We start from the raw sequence: 23,173 nt of genomic DNA on the forward strand, positions 1-23,173 counted from the left end.
ATGATGAATTTGCAGCTTCAGGGATACATGAAGTTTGCTCTATGGACTGTGTTGCAGTTTAAATGAATTTTACCCATTGGGTAATAAATTGTTTTTACTGAAAAATTAACCCAAGTACCTACTTTTTTCAAGAGCAGATACAATTGACCTGTCTATGCACAAAACCGATTGCTTTCCTCTAGGGTTCAGCTATTTGTTCTATATTTTTGACTATATTTGTTGCAATTGTGGTTAAGGGTAAATCATTATCATCTTTACCAAAAGGTTCTTCCAATTCTTCCGATAATATTTCCAACCCCAACAAGATATACACAATCATGACCATCATGGGAATAATGAGGAATCCAAAAGTATCTACCCACCCAAAAGGGAACATGATTGCATAAAAGAGTAATGCCTGTTTGACAAAAAAGGCAAAAGCAGGAGGAACATGGGTATTGGCAATTCGTTCACAACCACCAGTCATATCAATTAAATTGGCTATATGAATGTCCAAGGCTAGGTATTGTTCCAGGTGCAGCTTGTTTTCCTTTCGTAGCTGATTTAGCAATTGATACATTTTTTTTGTCACTAACAGTACCGGATTTTTTCCCTCCGCCTCGTGAATACACAAAGACAGTAACTCTGTATTAATCTCATTAGTCTCTTTTCGTAAGTGAGATTTAATAATAATGGGTAATTTTTTCAACCACTCATAAAATTCAGGGTATTGATCAAGGCCCACAAATGCATCGAATTTTAAGCCCAAATTTCGGCAATTATTCACGATTGAACCCCATAAAATCCTTCCTTCCCACCAACGCGAATAACTGGTATTCACTCTAAATCCAATAACTATAGTGAGAATAAAGCTGAAAATCAGATGAAACTGCCCTAAATTATAGCGGGTGGCCTTTTCAAAAAAATAAGCAATGATCACTGCATAAACGATCATAAAGATAATAATCGGCAATAATTTTCTAAAAACTTTTTCTTTATAAAACAAGAAAAGATGGGGAATCCAGGCTAAAAGATTATGTGATCTTGATTTCATCAAAACTTACCCTATAAAAAAATACAGTGTAGCTTGACTCTTATTTCAAAGCAAAAACCGATCGTGACATAAATCATTAAAAGAGTTTTAATATGCACGCCCCGATTCAAATAAAAGGATGTATAAATATGTTTACTTTCATTACCGGACTCCTAAATAGTGGACTTGAAGCATTCGATGAAACATTTAAAGATACCCCAGCCCATAAGATCGTTTTTGCGACAGCAGCACTTTATTTTATTTGGCAACAGTACCCTACAATAACGCAGGCCTATCGTTCCCGAAACAACACCACTTTGAAACAGCGTTTAATTGACATAGCCTACAGTTTGGGCAAAAATTTACCACCAGTAAAATCCTACTTGGATAAGGAACTGAATAAAGATCTGCAGAACACTAAAGACAAATTAAAGGAATTACGTGCACAAATGACCCTCCAAGATAAAATTCCTGAAAAAAAGACACCCGCAATTTTCCTTTTAAAAGAATTTGGTATAGCTCCGGAAGAATGTCTTTTTAATTTTGCTGGTATAAAAGAGGGAGACGAGGCCAGGCGATTTACTGTTAAGGAAGGAGATGGGAAGGATTCAGGTGCGCTTTATGCAGTTCATCCCCGGGAACTTACCGAATTACTTAAAGAGGTCTATGCAAAAAGTTCTTTAATCAATCCCCTGCACGATAAATGGCCACGGATTGTTGCCATGCAGGCTGAGATTATTCGCTGGTGCCAGGATTTATTTGGCGGCTCTAAAGAAGCTTATGGACTTATCACCCATGGAGGTACGACAAGTATTATTGAAGCCATGGCTGCTTATGTCACTCATGCACGGGCGAAAGGAATTAAAAATCCTGAAATTGTGGTACCGGAAACAGCACACGCAGCATTTAAAAAAGCAGCTGATTTGACCGGTGCCCGATTGATTACCGTTCCAGTTGATCCAAAATCCGGTGCTGTTAACGCACATGTAATGAGAAAATACATTTCGGGCAATACTGCCGTAATTGTGGGATCAGCTCCCTCTTTCATGTATGGTGTAAATGATCCAATCCCTGAGTTAGGGAAGGTAGCTCAGGAATTGGGTGTCCCATTGCATGTAGATGCATGCTTGGGTGGATTTTTAACTGCATTTCTGGAGACTTCTAAAACTCCTATGGATTTTCGCGTGAAAGGGGTTACTTCCATATCAGCAGATTTGCACAAATACGGTAATTGCCCTAAAGGCACTTCTGTTTGCCTTTTTAGTGAAGACTCCCCTGTTTTATCAGTATATGCTGCGCTAAACTGGTCAGGCGGGCTTTATACTACTCCCGGTATTTTAGACGGTTCAACCAGTGGGGCACGGGTTGCAGAAATATATACCACTCTCTCCTATTACGGACGTAAACAATATCAGGAAATCTCCAGGAGTATTATAACAATGCGCCAACGTCTGCAAGACAAGTTTGCCGAACTCTATAAACCTGATGCATCAGGAAAGCGCGACATCTATATTTTTGGAAACCCTCAATGGTCCGTTCTGGGTTTCCGGAGTGATACTTTGAACCCTCATTTTATTGCGAACGAGCTGGATAAGCGCGGTTGGAAACTGAATTCACTACAAAAACCTGATGGATTCCATTTGTGCTTGACTCATGTGCATACTTTAGTTGATCGCTTTGAAGATAAATTTATTAAAGACCTGCAAGAGTCGATAGAGGCCGTGAAGCAATATCCCGCTGACAAAAAACCTGAGGGTAACGTTAAAGTCTATGGAACCATAGGAATACTGCCTACCCAAGTACAAGAAGTAATATGCCGACAATACCAAAGAGCCCGCCTATATTATGAAGCGACATGTACCCAATTAGGATTTTTCTCAACCCCAGACAGACAAGAGAATAAAATGGATATTTCCGAAGAAAAGAAAGAACTCACCTTATAATTGTACGAATTATTATTTCAACCTGTAAATGTGTCATTCCCGCCTAAAGCGGGAATGACATAGACTTTCTACAACCACGCCGAAGACCGCATGGGGAGTACGAAAAACCTTAAGCCCATAGTTTTATTTTATTTTCGATCTCCAATGATAATGCCCGATGAGCCATATCTGTTGGATGAACTGAATCAGCAAAAAGATAATTGTTTGATGTTTGCTGGCATAAAATGGCTAATGGAGCGGTACAAACAGGATCGGTAACATTCTTAAATAAGAAAGAGATCCCATTTACTACTGTAGGCCTGCCCGCCAGTGCATTACTGATTAGATTATCCAAAGCCATATAAGTATCGAAATACAAAATCTTTACATCATGGTGTTTATAACGCTTCATCACAGCACCCAGCTTTTGATTTAACAAAGAATCAAACATAAAACTGAGATTTTTTATATCCGCTGGAAGCGATGGATTACCTATTGTGCCGGCCAATCGGGTTATAAAAGGCGTCACTCCGATGTTGGGCAAGGACAATACTACAATTCTTTTAGCACCTCGCGCACTAAGTGCTTCAACCTGCTGGACTATTTGAGTAGTCGTTTGGTCTATCAATTGCATGAAAGCAATTGGATTAAGTTGTGAGGCAATCCCTGACAGCATGTCATTCGCGCCGCCCCAAATGAAAAACATCGCCTTGGGATCCAACTTTTTGGGTACAGTGGCCAAATAGTTCTGAACTTGCCGGGCAATGGATGGAGCCCAATAAAAATTCACCCCAGGTTCCGCGACAACCCTGGCACCACCACAAGCATAATTAAATCCCTTGGGTAACAACACCGGCGTGGGTGGCGGTGGTCGGCTTGGATCAATATAGAGAGGAGTTGTATTGTTGGTTATCTTATCGTTAAGTGAAGGAAACAAGGTACCTGGAGGTAGAAGAGGTACACCCAGGATATCATGCGCCACATATTGGGACCATGTATAACCATTAAAAGTTGTAAAAGTTGGAGCTTTATCAGGTGTTCCATTGATAAGTGTAAAGGTATTATTGAAACCGCTATCAGATAAACTGTCACCAAAAAATACAAGCTGGGTAATTTCACTAAATTTCACTGCTTGAGCGTTATTAGGCAGAATACAGAACGTAAACATACCGACCAACACCAGCAATTGGGTTTTGGCATGTAATATCATTTTTCTTATTTTTGCTAACATTCAATTATCTCCTTATAATGACTTAGCAGCTGTAACGTAAGCCCAGTGATACAATATTCTCTGTCCCTTTGTAATCGGCACTGGCCTGATTTATTTCTAAAGGTGCATCCACACCCGGTATTCCTGCATTGACCTGAGCGGTGTTTATAGATTGTTTATGAATAAAAATATGCGAATAGGCTGCGTCAACGGAAAAATGATTATTTACCAGATAGCTAAGTCCCAAATTTAACCAATACTTATCGGAGTCAGGCAATAAGGAATTACGATTTTCAGAGTCTAATGGTGACTGATCCCAGGCAAACCCGCCACGTAAGGTCAGAGAAGAGTTATAACGATAATCGGCACCTAAAGCACCAAAAAAGGAATTGTGCCATTTCATGGGAACTCTATAAACAGGCTCATACGCATCCGGGATTGAAACCAAAATATCATCCAAGTAATCCCAGAAATTCACCTGGGCCGTTGCTTTCAGAGTCCATTGTTGAATATCTCGAGCAACACCGATGGTTAAAACCCCTGGTGTTCTTAATGTATGACTCACCGAAGTTTCACTATTAAACAAAAAGGTATTTGCAGGCGACGGAACAATATCACCAATAATCGTATACTGCTCGCCGTGGCCGCTTAGTTTTGTGGAGATTTCTGACCGATAGCTCACGCCAATGCGCGTCATTGAATCCATTTGATACAAGGCACCAACGGTATAGCCATAACCCCAGCCATCACTCTTCAAATAAGTTGGTTCTGTTGCTGCAATCAATTCATCAATGGGAGGAATCCCCGTATTAATTCCATTAAAGTGGGAGAAAATAGTTTTTAAATACTGAGCTTGAAAACCCGCTCCCAACGATAATTTTTCATGAATTTGGTAAGATAGTGAGGGGTTAATGTCAACAGAGTTAATCTCGGTTTTTACTGACGCATAGCGTAACACTGAATCTTCAGAGTATTTATTATATAAATAGAATGGCTCAACTACGGCTAATCCCACAGTCAACTTATCGATGGGGGTACGCCATCCCATATAACCTTGAGGAATGAATACTGCATTACTGATGTTGTGTTCTGCGGGGTCTCCTTGCACAGAGCCCACAATAGCTGAGGGCGGCATGCCGGGAACAAAAAAAGTATGGGTAGCCATTCCATCATACATGCTTATTTCAGGGATAAATTCACTGGCGGCGACATATATTTGGTTTTGCTGTAATGCAGATAATGTGGCCGGATTGTTAAATAAGGCCGAGACATCATTAGCAGCAGCTGCAGAGCCGGCCATCGCAGAACCTTGCAAACTGGGACTGGTTTCATTTAACTGAAAGCCTCCCGCATATACGGGTAAAGCAACAATAAACTGAGACATCACAACAGCAACTGCAAACTCCTTGCTTAATAAACGTGAATCACTCACCTTGGACTCCTTTCTTCTTTTCAGTGCAGTTCATTTTAAAAAACCCGCACTTACCTTGTCAGATTTATGAGAAAAGTTCAAATTTATTTTAACTTTTTCTTTTAAAAATTAGGCATTTACGCCGACTTAAGCAGCATACTTCGCAATTAAGCCAGGAGGGGCGTTTTAGAGGTCCTGAAAAAAAGAAAACCATGATTAGCAAGGTTTCAGAGAAGCTACCGCTATACTCCTTTGACTTAGGGGAATAATCTTGTCTTTAAAGCAGATTGCCCCCTGCCTTTAAGCCGGTTAAGATAGAGGTAATTAAACAATCTAAGGAATGGATTGATGCGTGATTTTTTTCAAACTCCCCCGAAATTGGGTAATCAATATGAAGAAGATCGGGTACTTAAGTCTTATCTGGAATGGAAACTTCCTTCTTCCATGTTGAACGAAATTCAACCTGAATTGCATCATCTGGGTCAACGCGTTATCGAAGACATCCTTAAATTGGGCCAAGAGGCTGAAGCTTGTCCGCCTCGACATATACCTTATGATCCCTGGGGAAAGCGCATTGACCATATCCAAGTATCCCCAGCATGGAAGGAACTCGATAAAATCTCCGCGCAAGAGAAACTAATCGCTATAGGGTATGAACGTAAGCACGGTGCTTTCTCCCGTATACATCAATTTGCCAAATTGTATCTGTTCCATCCCTCATCAGCAATTTATACATGTCCTCTCGCCATGACCGATGGGGCTGCACGTGCATTGGAACTTCACGCTGATGAATCATTAAAGAAACATGCACTTCCTCATCTAATTTCTTCAGATCCCAATTTCTTCTGGACCTCGGGCCAATGGATGACTGAACGTACAGGCGGCTCCGATGTCAGTGGAACCTCCACAATTGCAAGACCAGAAAATTCACATTTTCGTCTTAGCGGCGTTAAATGGTTTACTTCTGCCACAACCTCACAAATCGCTATGACCCTTGCCCGTATTGAAGGAGCCCCTGAAGGCAGTAAAGGATTGAGTTTGTTTTATCTGGAACTGCGGAATCAAATGGGTAAATTAAACGGAATCCGTATCAATCGACTAAAAGAAAAGCTAGGAACTCGTGCCCTGCCTACTGCGGAATTGACCCTGGAAAATGCCACTGCCCTACTCGTTGGAGAAGCCGGGGACGGGGTTAAAAAGATTTCCTCTCTATTTAATATCACGCGCATTTACAATGCCTGTTGTGCTGTCGGTTATATGCGCCGTGCCCTTGCACTGGCTCGAGATTATGCTACAAAACGTGTCGCTTTCGGGCATACGCTATCAAAGCACGTACTGCATCTGGAAACATTGGCCAACATGCAAATGGAATTTACGGCAGGATTTCATCTCGTATTCCATGCCATTGAATTATTAGGTAAGGATGAATCAGGTGAAGCAACAGAAAAAGAGCAAGGGGTGTTAAGGCTTTTAACCCCTCTTGTAAAACTTTATACAGCAAAACAAGCCATCGCCTTAGTAAGCGAAGCTCTAGAAGCCTTCGGCGGCGCGGGTTATATTGAAGATACCGGCCTGCCTCAATTATTGAGAAACGCGCAGGTTCTCTCTATATGGGAGGGGACAACCAATATTTTAAGTCTTGATGCTTTACGAGCAATGCATAAAGAAAATGCTGCGGAATTTTTTCTTGAGGACCTTTACCAACGGTTGGGCCAAATCAATCGTAAGGAACTTATTCAATCACAAGTAAAAGTAAAGGCAGCGATAAAAAAAATAAAAAACCACCTTATTTCCATGCCTGAAATGACTAACGCAGCGCAGCAAGCTGGAGCACGGCAACTTGCGTTTGCATTGGCACAAACTTACGCGGCCAGTTTGTTGTTAGAGCATGCCCAATGGTCTTTGCAAAACAATAAGGATATTCTTCCCGTTATTACCGCCAATCGCTGGTGTGAAAAAAATCTACCCGAGCTGGTTTCATTTTCCAAAAGCTACAGTAATGACTCGCAAATACTGGCTATGGATTATGATGAATTTCATGAGTAACCTATTAGAAAAGCCTGGTTGGGAAAAAAATATTCGAGCGAAAAAAAAGATAAAAACACCCTCAATTCAAATCAATGCAGATTTTTTTTAAACATTTTTTTACAGGAGAGCAGAGCGGATGCCGTGCGTTTTCGTTCATAAAAAAATCTTGCATTCTGCCCTAAAGCTCTTTATTGTTAAAATCGTCAAATTACTAATCATATGAAAATTAAGGGAATTTATGAAGAAATTAGGACTAGTAATCAGTTTCTTGTTTTTCTTAAATGATGGGTTTGCCAAAAGCCCAATTGTTGCCCCGCAACCCACTTCGTGTATTACTGGCAGCTTCAGTTCAACGGGTACAAATAGCTGGCAAACCGTTTCATTGAAGTTGACCAACAATTGCGAGCAAACGGTAGATTTTCAAAATTCAACCGTAACTTTTTCCAACGGCAGTAACCTAAATACTTCTTTTTGGGGGAACTTCTCTCCATTGTCTTATCCAGTAAATAATTTGCAAATTACCTCACAACCCCAAAGCGGGACTTATTTATCAACGCTTTCATTAGAATTTCCCACCTACCCTGGCGCAAACAGCAAACTGCCCAAGGGAAGTTCATTTACTATTATTTATGGGGAACCCAAGGCAGATTATATCGCCGATAGCGTCCAGGTTTATTTAAGCTCCCCGGCATCAACGGGAAATATCAATTTAATTAACTCTACAAGCAAACCTGCCAACATAACCCAACCTTATGCTCTGGTTAACTTGACATTGAATGGACAAACGATAAATGTACAGGTTCCCTGGGCTGGTCAACAACAGGTATCCGGACTTGCTGCGGGAACTTATACCGTTTCTCCAACTAATATTACAGACAGTAATGGAGTCGTATACCAAGGGGTAGCAAATCCGGCAAGTTTAACAGTTTCTGCAAGCACAACGGTTTCTTCCTCAATTTCCTACAGTCCAATGCAAACAACAGGAAATATAAATATTAATCTCGCTGCATTACCGGCTCAAATATCAGGTTATTCGGGCAATCCAATTGTCACTTTAACCCGCTTGGATAATCAAAGCGCAATGAATGCACAAGTGAATTGGAGTTCAATCAATGTAATCAGTCAATTAGTCAATGGCATCAGCTACACATTTACCACTCCAGTAATAACCTATAACGGGTATAAATGTACCCCTGCATTCAGCCCAACAACTGCTACCGCAGCTGTTTCTGCACCCACAGTACAACTTGCCTACAGTTGCGTTCAAGTCGCCCAAGACAGCATTCCTGTTAGTGTAACCGGAGCACCGCCTGAGCTTTCTTCCATTAATGTCTCCTTTACTCCGAGCGGAAATGGCTCCTCTGTAAATGAGACAATTCCATTAAATAATGGAGCAGGATCAGCCAATGTGAGTTTAATTGATGGCGTGGTTTACACAGTCAGCGCCACCTCAGTTAATGGTTATACAATAAGCTATTCTCCTCAGCCGCTAACTGTCTCGGCCTCCGCTGCAGAGACTATTACTTATACCCAAAGCATAAATGCCGGCGGCAGAATTATAGGTTATCTCCCTGGGTGGAATACTCCACCTACAGCTACAGCCTTGGCGAATGCTGGGTATACTCATGTCCTTGTAGCCTTCGGGGTTTTTAGTACCACAAACCCTGGCCAAATTACGTCGGCATTCGATACCGTCTCGGCAAGCTACATCCAATCATTGCATGATGCGGGCATTAAAGTGCTCCTCTCTTTGGGTGGAGCCTCATCAAGCATTGCAAACACTACAGTTAATTTCCATCAGGTATTGGCAGCAGCTTCCTCACCTGCAGCATTTGAACAAAGTTTTATTAGTTCATTAGAAAACCTGATCGCCCAATATCACTTTGATGGTTTTGATTTTGATATTGAAAGCGGTTTAAATGCAGGAGGAACATTCACTAACCCTACAGGTGATATCGCTGTTTTAGCTAACATCATCAACACAATGCATGCAAATCACCCCAATTTACTTCTTACCCTGGCGCCGCAAACAGCCAATGTTGCGGCTACTTCGGGCTTTGATGCGACGTGGGGAAATTATGCCTCCCTGGTGATGCAAACCCACCAATCTTTAGCATGGGTAGGCATTCAAATGTATAATGCGGGGTGTACCTATGGCATAGATTTAATTTGCTATGATCCTAATAATACCAATAGTCCCAATGCTTCCGTAGCAATGGCCACTGATTTACTGGAAAACTGGCCGGCAACCACAAGTTCAGGACAGCAAACCGGATTCCAGCCCTATATAAGCTATTTAACTCCCTCCCAAGTAGTTTTGGGTTATCCTGCCCCTAATGCATCGGGACAAAGTGATGGCTCCCCCGCTGCAGTTATCAGTACCATCAAACGGGCAATACAGTGTTTGCGTACGGGTGTTGCCAGTCCATCAAGTTGTGATACCTACATCCCACCACGAACTTATCCGGGATTTGGGGGTGTTTTTGACTGGGAAATCATTCATGACGAAAACAATAATTATAACTTTGCGACCAGTCTGGTAAACTGTGTCATTCAAGGCAATTGTAATTAATGTAATGGGGTGCAGCGTAGCGGACCCCAAACGAGGAATTGATTCCCTTCCAGTACCTCCATTCTGCCCGCTCTCCTCAGCGGGCTTTGTTGAACAACAGTTTGGAAATTCAACTGTATTTGTCATTTCATGCTGCAGAAATGAATATATTCTTCAACAAACCTGGCAGAGCGGAAGAGGGAATTATTTTTGACGTCATGAGAATACAGCATGGAACACTCCGAGTTAGTTTTGATAGCAATGGCATTTCTCTTAGGTATCCGCCATGGTTTTGATTTGGATCATTTGGCAACCATCGATTCGATTGCACGAATTGTCAGCGCACGTCAAACATTGGCCAAATTTACGGGATTTTTATTTTCTCTCGGACATGGTCTTGTTGTCATTTTAATCAGCTTGATTATCGGCAACAGGGTTAAACCCTTACTCGTTCCTCAATGGCTGGAAGGATTAGGAAATGGTATCTCCATCACCTTTTTATTAATTTTTGGCGTGTTAAATCTTTGGAATGTGTTCCTGACACCCTCCCGCCCCCCTCTTCCAACCAGTTTAAAAAGCTATTTAGCAAAAAAATTAAACCAGAAATCTGTAAATCCTTTCTTTATCCTGTTGATTGGAGCTCTGTTTGCTCTTTCTTTTGACACTGTAAGCCAAGTGGTTTTGTTTTCTCTTTCTGCCAAAGCTGCGTCAGGCTGGTTATTTTCAGGAATACTTGGCGTCTTTTTCATGCTTGGAATGATGCTCTCTGATGGATTAAATGGATTGTTTGTTTCAAGCTTGATCCAGCGTGCTAATTCAGTATCTCTTTTATTTTCTCGATTGGCCGGACTGATGGTTGCTGCTTTTAGTCTAATTATTGGTATGATTAATTTAATCAAAATATATAATCAAACATAATACAGGTTAAACAATGCATGAATTATGGGTGTGTAAGAGCATTCTCGAAATTATTAAACAGAAAGCGGCGGCAATACCCTGTACACGTGTAAAAAAAATTATTTTGGAAATTGGCCAACTTGCTGCAATTGAGAAAGAATCGCTAATTTTTGGTTTCAAAGTAATTACTGCAGGAACAATCGCAGAAAATGCAGAACTTCATATCATTGATATTCCAGCTGAAGCCCTCTGCGAATCGTGTCAAAAGCGAAATCCTTTGCAACAATACTACGATCCTTGTCCGAGTTGTGGAAGTCATGCATTACAGGTTATTCAAGGTGAAGAATTACAAATTAAATCTATGGTGGTTGAATAATGTGCGGAATATGTGGTTGTACTGAAGAACAAAATGAAATGCATCATCATGAGCATCATACTCATGGGTCTATGTCTCATCATGATGATGAACATCTGATTCATGTAGAGCAAAGTATATTGGCTCAAAACCAGCAATTTGCGCTCAATAACAAACAATACCTGATTAAAAAGAATATTTTGGCGTTGAATCTCATGTCCAGTCCAGGTTCAGGAAAAACCACCCTATTAGCAAAAACTATAGAGGATTTAAAAACTGAGCTGGAGAGTGCAGTATTAGTTGGTGATCAACAAACAGACTACGATGCAAAATTAATCAAAGCCAGTGGGGGTAATGCCTTACAAATCAATACAGGGAAAACCTGTCATTTGGATGCGCACAGGGTGAGTCATGCTTTGGAAAATATTCCACTTAAAGAAAACTCACTCTTGTTTATTGAAAATGTAGGCAATCTCGTTTGTCCTGCTTTATTCGATTTAGGCGAACAGTTTAAAGTGGTCATCCTCTCTGTAGCAGAGGGCGAAAATAAGCCTTTGAAATATCCTGACATGTTCCGTTGTGCTGATTTGTTACTCATTACGAAAATGGATCTCCTCCCTTATGTGAATTTTAATCTCGATAAATGTATTGAGTATGCGCGGCAAATAAAACCCACTATTGAAATCTTGACCCTTTCAGCAATGAGTGGTGATGGTTTGCTAAATTGGTATGGATGGCTAAGGCAAAAACTTCTAGATACCCGCGGGAATCCATGAAACGATTAAGGATAAACATTCAAGGGCAAGTCCAGGGTGTGGGTTTTAGACCTTGTGTTTACCGGATTGCCAGACACCTAGCGCTCACAGGATGGATTCAAAATACTAGTTCCGGGGTATTGATTGAAGCACAAGGGATTTTGGTTAATCAATTGATACCTCATGTACAAAAAAAATTGCCTCCGCTTGCCAAGATCACCCAAATTCAATCGGCAACCATCTGTTCAATCGCTAATGAAATTTCTTTTAAAATAATTGAAAGCCAAGAGGGGAAGGTCAATACCATCATTACCCCCGATGCGAGTATTTGCCCTCAATGCCTACAGGAACTTTTCGATCCTCAAAGCCGCTATTTTCGCTACCCTTTTTTGAATTGTACTCATTGTGGCCCTCGCTTCACCATTACCCGCAATCTCCCTTATGATCGCAAGCAAACTTCAATGGCTCTCTTCCCTTTATGTCCGGATTGTCAGACAGATTACAGCAATCCTGAAAACCGGCGCTACCATGCCCAACCTACCGCTTGTTTTCATTGCGGCCCGCAGCTCTCATTACCGATAGAAGAACTAGCACACTCTATTTTGCAAGGCGAAATTATTGCCTTAAAAAGCCTGGGGGGATATCAACTTATTTGTGATGCCCGCAATAAAGCTGCCGTAGCTCGGCTGCGCGCACGAAAAAACCGCGACACCAAACCTTTTGCTCTGATGGTTGCAAACAGCTTGAGCGCAGAACGGATTGTCACCATGAGCCAGCAAGAACGAGAATTATTAGAAAGTATTACCCGCCCAATTGTTTTACTCGAAAAAATAAATGAACCCGATTCATTCACTTCTGAGGTTGCTCCGGGTTTAAATACTTTAGGCATAATGCTTCCTTACACGCCGTTGCACTATTTACTTTTTAATGCTTTTGCTGGAAATAAAAATGGCGGTGCATGGTTGAATGAGCCTCAAGAGCCAATCCTAGTAGTCACCAGCGCCAATATAGGCGGCGAACCGCTGATTATCGAAGATGAGAGTGCCAAATTCTATCTTGATACCATAGCCGATAAAGTAATCTCCTATAACCGACCTATTGTTACCCGCGTGGACGATTCAGTAATGCGTATGGTGCTTCATCGCCCCATGTTTATTCGTCGTTCTCGAGGTTTTGTACCTGCTCCTATTGAACTGCCTCATGAAATTCCACCCACGCTGGCAGTAGGCGGGCATCTCAAAAATACTTTTTGTATTACGCGTGGTAATGAAGCATTTATTTCCCAACACATTGGCAGTTTGGATAATAAAGCAACAATTGAGTTCTTCCATGAATCATTGAGTCATTTGCTACGGTTTCTCGATGTAACCCCAGAGCGTATTGCCCATGACATGCACCCGGATTTTTATACAACGCGCTTTGCCATAAATTCTGGGATACCCGCTTTTGCTATACAGCATCATCATGCGCACATGGCTTCAGTAATGGCAGAGCACGGTATTAATAAAACCGCCTTGGGATTGGCGCTTGATGGCTATGGATATGGAAATCAAGGTGAAGCCTGGGGTGGTGAATTATTTTTACTTGAACAGTCAACGTATATTCGGCTTGGCTCTTTTCTTCCTCTTTTGCAACCCGGTGGAGAAATTGCAGCACGCGAACCCTGGAGAATGGCAGCAAGTGTTTTACATAGTTTAGGACAAGGTGATGAAATTGCACAACGATTTTCTGAGTATCCCCAAGCCCATGGGGTCCATCACCTTCTAAATAAAAAAATAAACTGTCCCAGCACCAGCAGTTGTGGTCGCTTGTTTGATGCAGTGAGTGCGTTACTGGGGATCCAATTGGTTTCCCACTATGAGGGGCACGCTGCAATGCGCCTGGAAAATCAGGTCACCCAGGTACAAATAATGCCAGAAGGATGGCAATTACAGGAGGGTTTTTTTGATATGATGCCTACGTTAAAATTTCTCGCCAACCGTATTGAGCCCGTAACCGGTGCGAATCTTTTCCATGGGACGCTTATTGCCGGTCTTGCAGAATGGGTTAATAAGATGTGTCGAGAAAGAGGAGTTGATGTGGTAGTATTAAGCGGAGGCTGCTTCTTGAATCAGATATTGGCCGAAGGATTAACTACAGCCTTAAGAAAATCTGGTATCATCTCTTTTTTACCACACGCTCTTCCACCTAATGATGGAGGAATTTCTCTTGGACAAGCCTGGATTGCCGGGAATTTGTAAAGTGTACTATGTAGCTTGGACGCAGTGCAGCGAACCGGGTGTTAATAATCATTCATGTCTTAACCAGGGTTATATTGCACTACACCCTGGGCATGGAAAAAGGGATAGTTTATGTGTTTGGCATTACCTGCGCAAATTACTCAAATTCTTGATGATGCTCGAGCGATAGTAAACGTAGGGGGCATCACTAAAGAAATTTCTACAGCTTTACTGGAAGAGGTCGCTCCTGGGGATTATGTAATTATTCATGTTGGCTATGCATTAACACGGCTTGACGAGTATGAAGCCCAGAAGACCTTAAGTTTATTTGCTCAAATGGCGCAGGAAATGTCCGTATGAAATATATCGAAGACTTCAGGAATGCTGATTATGCAAAAGCACTTGCTAGAAAAATTGCTGCACAAGTGATACCGAATCGATATTATCAATTCATGGAGTTTTGTGGGGGGCATACCCATGCAATCCATCGTTATGGAATTCCAAGTTTGTTACCCAAGAACGTGGAAATGATCCATGGTCCCGGATGCCCGGTATGTATTTTACCTATTTCCATCACCGATAAAGCCCTGGCTTTGGCCTCATTACCCAATGTGATTCTTTGCAGTTATGCAGACATGCTGCGTGTCCCGGGTAGCGGACAAAAAAATTTATTACATGCCAAGGCAACCGGGGCAGATGTGCGAATGATTTATTCAGCAAGTGATGCGTTGAAAATTGCACAGGAAAACCCGCAAAAAGAAGTCGTATTTTTTGCCATTGGTTTTGAAACTACAACCCCGCCCACAGCAGTAATAATTCATCAAGCAAGGAAATTGAAGCTCCATAATTTCAGCGTTTTTTGCAATCATGTTTTAACACCAGTTCCAATGAATTATTTGCTGCAAACTAATGAAGTTAAACTTGATGGATTTATTGGCCCTGCCCACGTCAGCATCGTCATTGGCAGCCAACCCTATGAAGCAGTATGCAAAAAATACAAAAAGCCTATTGTAATTTCTGGCTTCGAGCCTTTGGACTTGTTGCATTCTATTTTAATGTTAATTCAGCAAATTAATGAAAATCGATGTGAGGTAAAAATTCAATATACCCGTGCAGTTACCCACTCTGGAAGCTTACTGTCACAACAAATAATGGATGAAGTATTTGAAATTAGGGATCGGTTTGAATGGCGCGGTTTAGGCTTTATCCCCCTAAGTGCGTTAAAGATCCGGGAAGAATATGCTGAATTCGATGCAGAGAAACGTTTTAATCTCCCGGATTTCGTTTCCCAGGAGCACAAACAATGTATTTGTGGTGAAGTACTTCGTGGTGTAAAAAAACCAATGGAATGTAAATTGTTTGAGAAAGTATGTTCGCCGGAGAACCCTCTGGGATCCTGCATGGTGTCTTCTGAAGGTGCATGTGCTGCGGTATATGCTTATGGACGGGTAAATCGATGATTGAAGCAACAATAACCAATAAAAGAAAGTCGCCAAAACTTAATATTCGGGAAGGAATCATAAATCTGGCTCATGGCAGCGGTGGAAGAGCTATGGCCCAATTGATCGAACAAATGTTCTTAACTGCATTTGATAATCAATGGCTGGCTGAGAGAAATGACCAGGCTCTCTTTTCCGTATCTGCCGGCCGAATGGTCATGACTACAGATGCCCATGTTATATCCCCCCTGTTCTTTCCGGGCGGGAATATTGGCTCCCTGGCTGTTCATGGAACAGTAAATGACATTGTGATGTCAGGCGCCAAACCCTTGTATTTATCTGCCAGCTTTATCCTGGAAGAAGGGTTTCCCTTGGCCGACTTGCAAAAAATCGTCGAGTCTATGGCTGCCGCGGCACAACAAGCGAATATTGCTATTATTTCTGGTGATACCAAAGTAGTCGAACGCGGAAAAGGAGATGGCATCTTTATTACCACTACAGGGCTCGGGGTAGTTCCTGAAGGAGTCCATATTTCCGGAAATAGAGCAAAACCCGGTGACCAGGTGCTGGTTAGCGGATCTATGGGCGATCATGGCGTTGCAATTATGGCGCATCGGAATAACTTGCAATTTCAAACCAAAATTCAATCTGATACTGCCTCCCTACATGATTTGGTCTCTTACATGATTGCGGCCGTACCTGACATTCACTGTATGCGCGATCCTACCCGCGGGGGTTTGGCAACCACATTAAATGAATTTGCACTGCAATCCAATGTGGGTTTTATTATTGATGAAAATAAAATACCCATTCGTACCGAAGTAGCCGGAGCATGTGAGTTATTAGGGCTTGATGCCTTATATGTGGCTAATGAAGGAAAATTGGTTGCCATTTGCGCCCTTGATGATGCAGATACCTTATTAGCGGCAATGCGATCACATCCCTTAGGAATGCATGCAGAAATTATTGGTGAAGTAGTTGAGGATCCACATCATTTTGTGCAACTTAAAACAAAACTTGGAGGCATGAGAATTGTCGATTGGTTAACGGGCGAACAATTACCACGAATTTGTTAATGTGAATTAATGCTGTCAGCTGCGGTGTGCCATCGGTAAGTTAAGCATTTCCAGGTTCCACTGCGCTGCCCAAACCCCAAAGCAAACAAATATCCAGGGTTAAGGAATTATATGACCGTGAATAAAATAAGCTATTTCATGCCTTATTCTAAATTACAAGAGTTGCTGTATATCCTCAATAATGCGGGGTACTCTTGTATTGGCCCTCAAGTACGAGATGGCGCCATTATATATGATGTGCTAAAACACACAGATCAACTACCCTGGGGGATCCGCGATCACCAAACCCCGGGAGGTTATCAATTAGAACAAATAAAAGAACATAAGGCTTTTGCCTTTGCGAACGGGCCGCAAGCAATCAAACCCTTGCTATTCAAACCCCAGGAGACCGTCTGGAAAGTAAAACGGGACCCGGAGGGCAAGTTAATATTTCAACCTCATCAAGATAAAGAACAACCTATTGCAATAATTGGTGCGCGTTCTTGCGATTTGGCAGCAATGAGCATTCAAGATAAAGTGTTCCTTGAGGGCCCACATCCGGATCCGCGTTATAAAAAACGCCGTGAGCAGTTATTTGTGGTTGCGGTCAATTGCTCCTATTCTTCCAATAATTGCTTTTGCGTTTCAGCGGGTACAGGACCTGAGGTAAAAAACCCTTTCGATATTCTTATGACTGAAATTGATGAGGGTTTTGTGATGCATATTGGCAGCAAAAAGGGGCAAACAATACTTGCCGCCCTGGATCTATCCAAAGCAAAAGCAATCCAATGTAAAAAAGCCGATAAAACCATACACCAAGCAGCAGCAATGCAAACGAAAAGAATTCCTTTGGAAAATAAACGGGAATTACGCGATTTATTGTTCGCCAATTTAAATCACCCAAGATGGGAAGACGTTGCTCAAAGATGTTTATCATGTGGTAATTGCACCTCGGTTTGCCCTACATGTTTTTGTCATAGCGAGGTAGAAAATCCAGGTTTGGATGGCCAAAGCAGCGAACACCAACGTGAGTGGGACTCTTGTTTTACAGCAGGTCATAGCTACTTAAGTGGAAAAGTAATCCGTGATGACACCCGTAAACGCTACAGGCAATGGTTGACTCATAAGGTTGGCAGTTGGTTTGATCAATTTAATACAAGCGGATGCGTGGGGTGCGGACGTTGTGTTACCTGGTGTCCGGTCGGCATTGATATCACTGAAGAATTGGCAGCAATTTCCGGTGAATCCAATGTGAGAATTAATGAAAATGAATAAACCCATTCCTGATCCTTATTTACCGCTTGAAGCCCTTATTGTAGATAAAATTGAAGAGTCTGCGACAATTTTTACCTTGCATTTACGTTTTCTCGATCCTCAACACCATCAACAATTTCTGTTTTATCCAGGGCAGTTTAATATGCTTTATCTTTATGGGGTGGGTGAAGTGGCTATTTCAATTGTTTCCGATCCCGAACAAAAGGAAATTCTAACACATACCATTCGAGCCATTGGCCGAGTCACCAAAGCGTTACAAAAACTTAAACCTGGGGAGCGAATTGGAGTGCGTGGCCCTTTTGGACGTGGCTGGCCGCTTGAACAAGCAAAAAATAAAGATGTTATTGTCCTCACAGGAGGATTGGGATGCGCTCCTTCGGTTTCCATTATTGAATACATTTTGGCACGCCGCGAACAATACGGTAAATTGAGTATTCTCCAAGGAGTAAAACATAGCGATGATTTTATTTTCAGAAAACAATATGACATCTGGAAAAAATCTCCAAACACAATAATTCATATCGCAGCCGATCAAGCGGGCCCAAAATGGCCATGGTCCGTTGGCTATGTTACAGATATGATTGATAAACTGCATCTGAATCCTGTAAATTCAATAGTGATGATGTGTGGGCCAGAAATGATGATGAATACCGCGGTGAAGGTATTCAAACAAAAGGGAATGGCAGAGGATAGCCTTTATTTAAGCATGGAAAGAAACATGGAATGTGGTATAGGACAATGTGGTCATTGCCAATATGGGGGTCTTTTTATTTGTAAAGATGGTCCGGTATTTGCTTATTCAGAAATCAAAGAATTATTTAATGAACCAGGATTTTAGAGACCATGAAGCCTCGTTTGGCCGTACATAAATTTACTTCCTGTGATGGATGTCAATTGGCCTTTTTAAATGCCGGAGAGGCCTTGCTTACTCTTTCCGACATGGTTGATATGGTTCATTTTTCTGAAGCAGGAGCAGTTGATTTGGATGCATCCGTGGATATCGCCTTTGTTGAGGGAAGCATCTCCACTCCCGATGAAGAAATGCGCATAAAAAAGATTCGCGAGAACAGTAAATATTTAATTACCATCGGTGCTTGTGCCACTGCAGGTGGTGTGCAAGCTTTGCGCAATCTTGCCGATGCTAAAGAATGGGTGAGCAGTATTTATGCTTCCCCGGAGTACATCCATAGCCTGAGTACCTCAACGCCAATTTCATCTCACGTGAGGGTGGATTGGGAGTTATGGGGCTGTCCTGTAAATAGCCACCAGGTTTTGGAGGCAATCCGTTTTTTACTCTCCAATGCATCCCCGCGCATCAAAGAAGATTCCGAATGTTTGGAGTGCAAGCGAAAAGGGAATGTATGTGTTTTGGTCACTAAAAAACAACCCTGTATGGGACCTGTAACCAAACTTGGGTGTGGCTCTCTTTGTCCTTCAGTAGGACGGGGATGTTATGCGTGCTATGGTCCCAAAGAAAATCCTAACCCTCCAGCATTGGGCAAGAAGTTTGAACAACTAGGTTTGAACCAGGAAGCCATTGCACAAAAATTTCTGCATATTAATAACCAGGCGCCGGCATTTAACAAAGCAGGTACTTACTTTAAGGGAATTAAAATCAGCAATGAGTAATTCGATTTCCATCAATGTTCCCATTTTAGCGCGCGTCGAAGGTGAAGGAGCGCTGGAGTTGGGTATCCATGATCACAAAATTACCAAATTACAATTAAAAATCTATGAACCCCCAAGATTGTTTGAAAAGTTTCTCGAAGGCAGAAGCTATACTGATGTTTTGGATCTTGTAGCGCGAATCTGCGGGATATGTCCTGTTGCGTATCAAATGAGTGCGACGCAAGCCATTGAACATTGTTTCGGCCTGCAACCCTCCCCTTGGGTACGGGAGATGCGCCGGCTTTTTTACTGTGGCGAATGGTTGGAAAGCCATAGCATGCACATTCATTTTTTAGCATTGCCCGATTTCTTAGGATTTAAATCGGCCCCGGAAATGGCAAAAAGTTATCCTCAAGAAGTCCGACGGGGCATCCGTTTACAATCATTTGGTAATGAATTGATTAAATTATTTGGGGGCCGTTCGGTGCATCCTGTTGGGGCGTGCGTAGGTGGATTTTATAAAGCCCCCACCCCAGGAGAAATCAATGTCCTATTGGAAAAAGCAAAAGCACGTGTGGAAGATTGTGAGGCTTTAATTCGTTGGCTTGCGGAATGTTCCTTTCCAGATAACTCTCATGATTTTACCTGTGTTTCCCTTTATCATCCTACTGAATACCCGTTTAATGAGGGAAGACTGGTCTCCAATCATGGATTAAATATTAGCATCGAGGAATTTGATTCCTACTTTAAGGAAAAGCAGGTTTCTTACTCCACTGCTTTACATTGCCTATTGCAAAATAAGCCTTATTTGGTTGGCCCTCTTGCCCGGGTAAATAATTGTTTTGGACACCTTCCCGTACCTATTCATCTTCTTTTGCAGGAGTTAAAAATACACTTCCCTTCCCGGAATATGTATCACAGTATTTTTGCCCGGGCAGTGGAAATTTATTTTTGTGTTTTGGAATCCATACGCATTATGGAACAGTATGAACTGCCTAAAGAAGCGCATCATGAGGCTAAACCCCGTGCAGGAACAGGATTCGGATGTACAGAAGCCCCCCGCGGCACTTTATGGCAACAGATCCAATTGAGTGACGAGGGAAAAGTACAATCGGCCCGAATAGTACCGCCGACCAGTCAAAATCAGGCACGCATTGAGGAAGACTTACGCCTTTCTTTAGTACAATATGGTCTTGAAAAAGAGGAAGACTTATTACGTGCTTACAGTGAAATGATTATTCGCAATTATGATCCCTGCATTTCCTGTTCTACCCATTTTTTAACCCTCAAAGTAAAACGAAAATGAAATGCATCAAAGTACTAGGGATTGGCTCTCCTTTTGGTGATGATCAGGCAGGCTGGAACGTCGCAAATACTTTATCGCAAAAAATATCCATGTATCCGCATCTTGCCCCATTTGTACTCATCGAAAGCCACGATCGGCCAAGTATTCGATTAATCGAATTTATGAGAGGCTCTCCTACTGTTTTTATCATTGATGCCGTTAAGTCCGGGAGTGAAATTGGCACCATTCACCGATTTAAAGATGATTCGATTCTTGACTTTGAAAACAGGTTCTCTACTCATGGTATCAGCATTCTTCAAACCCTGCAGTTGGCAAGCGCCCTTAATGAGTTACCTGCGTCTCTTTTGTTTTATGGTATCGAAATAGGTGCGGTTACTTGGGATGAAAGTCTTTCTCCTCCTGTTGCACAAGCAGTTGCGGATGTGACACTTCAATTATTGGAGGAAATTAGTAATTTATGTGAGAGTAGTGATTCGTGTTATTAAAAGCACACCATATTGAGTTCTAATACAGGGTGCTTTTAATATTGTTTTTATCAGTGGGTTGTTCTTTCTTGGGCACCAAATAACCAATCAGTACTCACTTCAAGTTCATCTGCAATTTTTTGCATTGTAGGAGAATCCAAGGCAACGCCATGCAGCAAGGCCTCAATTTTAAATTTAGGCAACTGGAACATCTTGGAGCACGCTTGGACGCGTTCTGTCATCAAGGCAGGAACACCAAGTTCGTCAAGCTCATAATTCAAACGTTCGGTTAATTTTTTGTTTGACATGATAGTCTCCTTTTCGCTTTTTTTCAGTGTAAAACAAAAAAGCTTAAGGATTGATTAACAAAAAGATCTTTTATAAAAAAATATTTTTTCTAAAGCCCGGGTAAGCATATTTTATTTTTCGCTGCTGCAAAAATCTTAATAAAAACCATACGCTTATTGAAGTGAAAATAAAAATCTGTAATTATGATTTTCGCATGCAAATAACCATGGATGATGCAAAATGCCCAACTCTAGAGAAATGTTACTCAATATTTTGTATAGGACAAAAACAAGGCTTAAAGATAAAGTTTCCCCCTTTCAAATAGAGTGTCTCGAAATGCTGCAAAAAAAAATTCGAGCCATCCAAGTTGATGAGTTTACAGAAACCAATTTACTCGTGTGCAATATTCTTCTTGATCAATGTTTTTGTGATTTGGAAGATATGGTCCCCAGAGAATCCAGAATTATCGGACTTATCAATAAGGCAAATCTTAGTAACGAGGATTTTTATACCAAAATAAATCATATTTTTGATAAGGAAATAAAAAAATTAAATCATTGTTTAAGAGATGCGTTTTATGATCAAACATTCATAAATGTGAAAAGGATATTAATTGATATGAAAACTGAATTGACCCGTTTAAAAACGGCGCTGGATCACAAGATTGAAGATGCAAAAGCACCTTGCTTCCTCCACTAGGATTATTAGCAGGGTGCGATTTTATGCATGCTGTTCGTCCCTCAGAATGACAAATTGCTTCATTTGAGACTCTAATAATAAGTTGGACTGGATAGGCAATTACTCAAAAAGCAAAGCCATAAAAATATGGTTTTCATACGTATTATCAATACGGACAGCATTTTTATGAATCCCTTCTTTGACAAACCCATATTTTTTATACAAAGAGATGGCAGGGGTATTATGTTCTCGCACAGTAAGTTCTATACGGGTTAATCCTTTTTCCCTGGCCATTTGCAATGCCATACTTAACAATGCCTCCCCTACTCCCTGGCCTCTGAATGGGGCAAGTACGCCAATTCCCAAAGACCCTACATGAGCAAAAACGGGCCGATCAAGCGGGCTGATATCACACCATCCGATTACTTGTTCCTCATGGAGTGCCACAACTTGGGGCCAATTATTTTTAATATGATCTAAAACAAAGCTGCGGGTTGATGCAATGGGGGGACCCTCCAGAAAAGCTAAAAATTTACGCTCACGTGCAACACTATCTACAGCATTCCAAAATGAGTCGATGTGTTTTTCTTGAATAGGGAGAACTGTAAATTGCATGGGAGAGCCTTTATTAAAATAAACTATGGCCAGTAAAAAGGAGTTTTCTCTTTGAGTCAATAAAAGATTTCTGTGTGGTCAGGTT

At 41.6% G+C, this 23,173-nt stretch carries 21 protein-coding genes; 16 read left to right on the forward strand and 5 right to left on the reverse strand.

The features are described from left to right. Positions 1–178: 178 nt before the first annotated feature. The gene (locus tag KYQ_RS11125; protein WP_010654345.1) at positions 179–1,033 is read right to left on the reverse strand and encodes a bestrophin family protein; all 855 of its coding nucleotides are present in this window, start codon (positions 1,031–1,033) and stop codon (positions 179–181) included. Between the two features lie 128 nt (positions 1,034–1,161). On the opposite strand from KYQ_RS11125, the gene KYQ_RS11130 reads away from it, so the two are divergent. Continuing rightward, complete coding sequence (locus KYQ_RS11130) at positions 1,162–2,955, forward strand: pyridoxal phosphate-dependent decarboxylase family protein (protein ID WP_019350082.1); 1,794 nt, start codon at positions 1,162–1,164, stop codon at positions 2,953–2,955. Positions 2,956–3,064: 109 nt separating this feature from the next. Here the strand turns inward: KYQ_RS11130 and KYQ_RS11135 are convergent, their stop codons facing one another. Then, a complete protein-coding gene (locus KYQ_RS11135; RefSeq protein ID WP_019350083.1) occupies positions 3,065–4,165 on the reverse strand; it encodes an SGNH/GDSL hydrolase family protein in 1,101 nt (366 codons plus the stop codon). 22 nt (positions 4,166–4,187) lie between these two features. Then, positions 4,188–5,576 (reverse strand): OmpP1/FadL family transporter, encoded by a 1,389-nt coding sequence (locus KYQ_RS11140; RefSeq protein ID WP_010654348.1) that lies wholly within the window; start codon positions 5,574–5,576, stop codon positions 4,188–4,190. A gap of 327 nt (positions 5,577–5,903) precedes the next feature. On the opposite strand from KYQ_RS11140, the gene KYQ_RS11145 reads away from it, so the two are divergent. From KYQ_RS11145 to KYQ_RS11215, 14 genes are all read left to right on the forward strand, one after another. Then, positions 5,904–7,601: an acyl-CoA dehydrogenase family protein gene (locus KYQ_RS11145; protein ID WP_019350084.1), complete on the forward strand. Its 1,698-nt coding sequence runs from the start codon at positions 5,904–5,906 to the stop codon at positions 7,599–7,601. A 220-nt stretch (positions 7,602–7,821) separates the two neighbouring features. Beyond that, positions 7,822–10,155 carry a glycosyl hydrolase family 18 protein gene (locus KYQ_RS11155; RefSeq protein WP_010654350.1) on the forward strand — a complete coding sequence of 778 codons (2,334 nt, stop codon included), beginning with the start codon at positions 7,822–7,824 and terminating at the stop codon, positions 10,153–10,155. A gap of 210 nt (positions 10,156–10,365) precedes the next feature. Further along, the gene (locus KYQ_RS11160; RefSeq protein ID WP_019350086.1) at positions 10,366–11,052 is read left to right on the forward strand and encodes a HoxN/HupN/NixA family nickel/cobalt transporter; all 687 of its coding nucleotides are present in this window, start codon (positions 10,366–10,368) and stop codon (positions 11,050–11,052) included. Between the two features lie 13 nt (positions 11,053–11,065). Beyond that, positions 11,066–11,407: a hydrogenase maturation nickel metallochaperone HypA gene (gene hypA / locus KYQ_RS11165; protein WP_010654352.1), complete on the forward strand. Its 342-nt coding sequence runs from the start codon at positions 11,066–11,068 to the stop codon at positions 11,405–11,407. After that, positions 11,407–12,162 carry a hydrogenase nickel incorporation protein HypB gene (gene hypB, locus KYQ_RS11170; protein WP_010654353.1) on the forward strand — a complete coding sequence of 252 codons (756 nt, stop codon included), beginning with the start codon at positions 11,407–11,409 and terminating at the stop codon, positions 12,160–12,162. The genes hypA and hypB overlap by 1 nt, the downstream gene beginning before the upstream one ends. Continuing rightward, on the forward strand, positions 12,159–14,381 hold the full coding sequence (gene hypF, locus KYQ_RS11175; RefSeq protein WP_010654354.1) for a carbamoyltransferase HypF: 2,223 nt from the start codon (positions 12,159–12,161) through the stop codon (positions 14,379–14,381). Before hypB ends, hypF begins: the two co-directional genes overlap by 4 nt. Before the next feature lie 111 nt (positions 14,382–14,492). Beyond that, positions 14,493–14,720: a HypC/HybG/HupF family hydrogenase formation chaperone gene (locus tag KYQ_RS11180; RefSeq protein WP_010654355.1), complete on the forward strand. Its 228-nt coding sequence runs from the start codon at positions 14,493–14,495 to the stop codon at positions 14,718–14,720. Further along, a complete protein-coding gene (hypD, locus tag KYQ_RS11185) occupies positions 14,717–15,820 on the forward strand; it encodes a hydrogenase formation protein HypD (RefSeq protein WP_010654356.1) in 1,104 nt (367 codons plus the stop codon). The genes KYQ_RS11180 and hypD overlap by 4 nt, the downstream gene beginning before the upstream one ends. Continuing rightward, positions 15,817–16,875 (forward strand): hydrogenase expression/formation protein HypE, encoded by a 1,059-nt coding sequence (hypE, locus tag KYQ_RS11190; RefSeq protein WP_019350087.1) that lies wholly within the window; start codon positions 15,817–15,819, stop codon positions 16,873–16,875. Before hypD ends, hypE begins: the two co-directional genes overlap by 4 nt. A 111-nt stretch (positions 16,876–16,986) precedes the next feature. Continuing rightward, the gene (locus tag KYQ_RS11195) at positions 16,987–18,129 is read left to right on the forward strand and encodes a 4Fe-4S dicluster domain-containing protein (RefSeq protein WP_010654358.1); all 1,143 of its coding nucleotides are present in this window, start codon (positions 16,987–16,989) and stop codon (positions 18,127–18,129) included. Further along, complete coding sequence (locus KYQ_RS11200) at positions 18,122–18,967, forward strand: FAD/NAD(P)-binding protein (RefSeq protein WP_010654359.1); 846 nt, start codon at positions 18,122–18,124, stop codon at positions 18,965–18,967. The genes KYQ_RS11195 and KYQ_RS11200 overlap by 8 nt, the downstream gene beginning before the upstream one ends. A gap of 5 nt (positions 18,968–18,972) precedes the next feature. Continuing rightward, positions 18,973–19,758: an NADH-quinone oxidoreductase subunit B family protein gene (locus tag KYQ_RS11205; RefSeq protein ID WP_010654360.1), complete on the forward strand. Its 786-nt coding sequence runs from the start codon at positions 18,973–18,975 to the stop codon at positions 19,756–19,758. After that, complete coding sequence (locus KYQ_RS11210; RefSeq protein ID WP_019350089.1) at positions 19,751–21,043, forward strand: Ni/Fe hydrogenase subunit alpha; 1,293 nt, start codon at positions 19,751–19,753, stop codon at positions 21,041–21,043. Before KYQ_RS11205 ends, KYQ_RS11210 begins: the two co-directional genes overlap by 8 nt. Then, complete coding sequence (locus KYQ_RS11215; protein WP_019350090.1) at positions 21,040–21,528, forward strand: hydrogenase maturation protease; 489 nt, start codon at positions 21,040–21,042, stop codon at positions 21,526–21,528. Before KYQ_RS11210 ends, KYQ_RS11215 begins: the two co-directional genes overlap by 4 nt. A gap of 50 nt (positions 21,529–21,578) precedes the next feature. On the opposite strand, the gene KYQ_RS11220 is transcribed toward KYQ_RS11215, so the two are convergent. Beyond that, a complete protein-coding gene (locus KYQ_RS11220) occupies positions 21,579–21,815 on the reverse strand; it encodes a hypothetical protein (protein ID WP_010654363.1) in 237 nt (78 codons plus the stop codon). A gap of 220 nt (positions 21,816–22,035) precedes the next feature. Between KYQ_RS11220 and KYQ_RS11225 the strand changes: the two genes are divergently transcribed. Next, on the forward strand, positions 22,036–22,494 hold the full coding sequence (locus tag KYQ_RS11225) for a hypothetical protein (RefSeq protein ID WP_010654364.1): 459 nt from the start codon (positions 22,036–22,038) through the stop codon (positions 22,492–22,494). Positions 22,495–22,593: 99 nt separating this feature from the next. Here the strand turns inward: KYQ_RS11225 and KYQ_RS11230 are convergent, their stop codons facing one another. After that, entirely contained in the window at positions 22,594–23,088 is a 495-nt protein-coding gene (locus KYQ_RS11230) for a GNAT family N-acetyltransferase (RefSeq protein ID WP_019350091.1), read from the reverse strand. Positions 23,089–23,173 lie beyond the last annotated feature (85 nt).

It is taken from the genome of Fluoribacter dumoffii NY 23 (assembly GCF_000236165.1).
GTDB classification, from domain to species: domain Bacteria; phylum Pseudomonadota; class Gammaproteobacteria; order Legionellales; family Legionellaceae; genus Legionella; species Legionella dumoffii.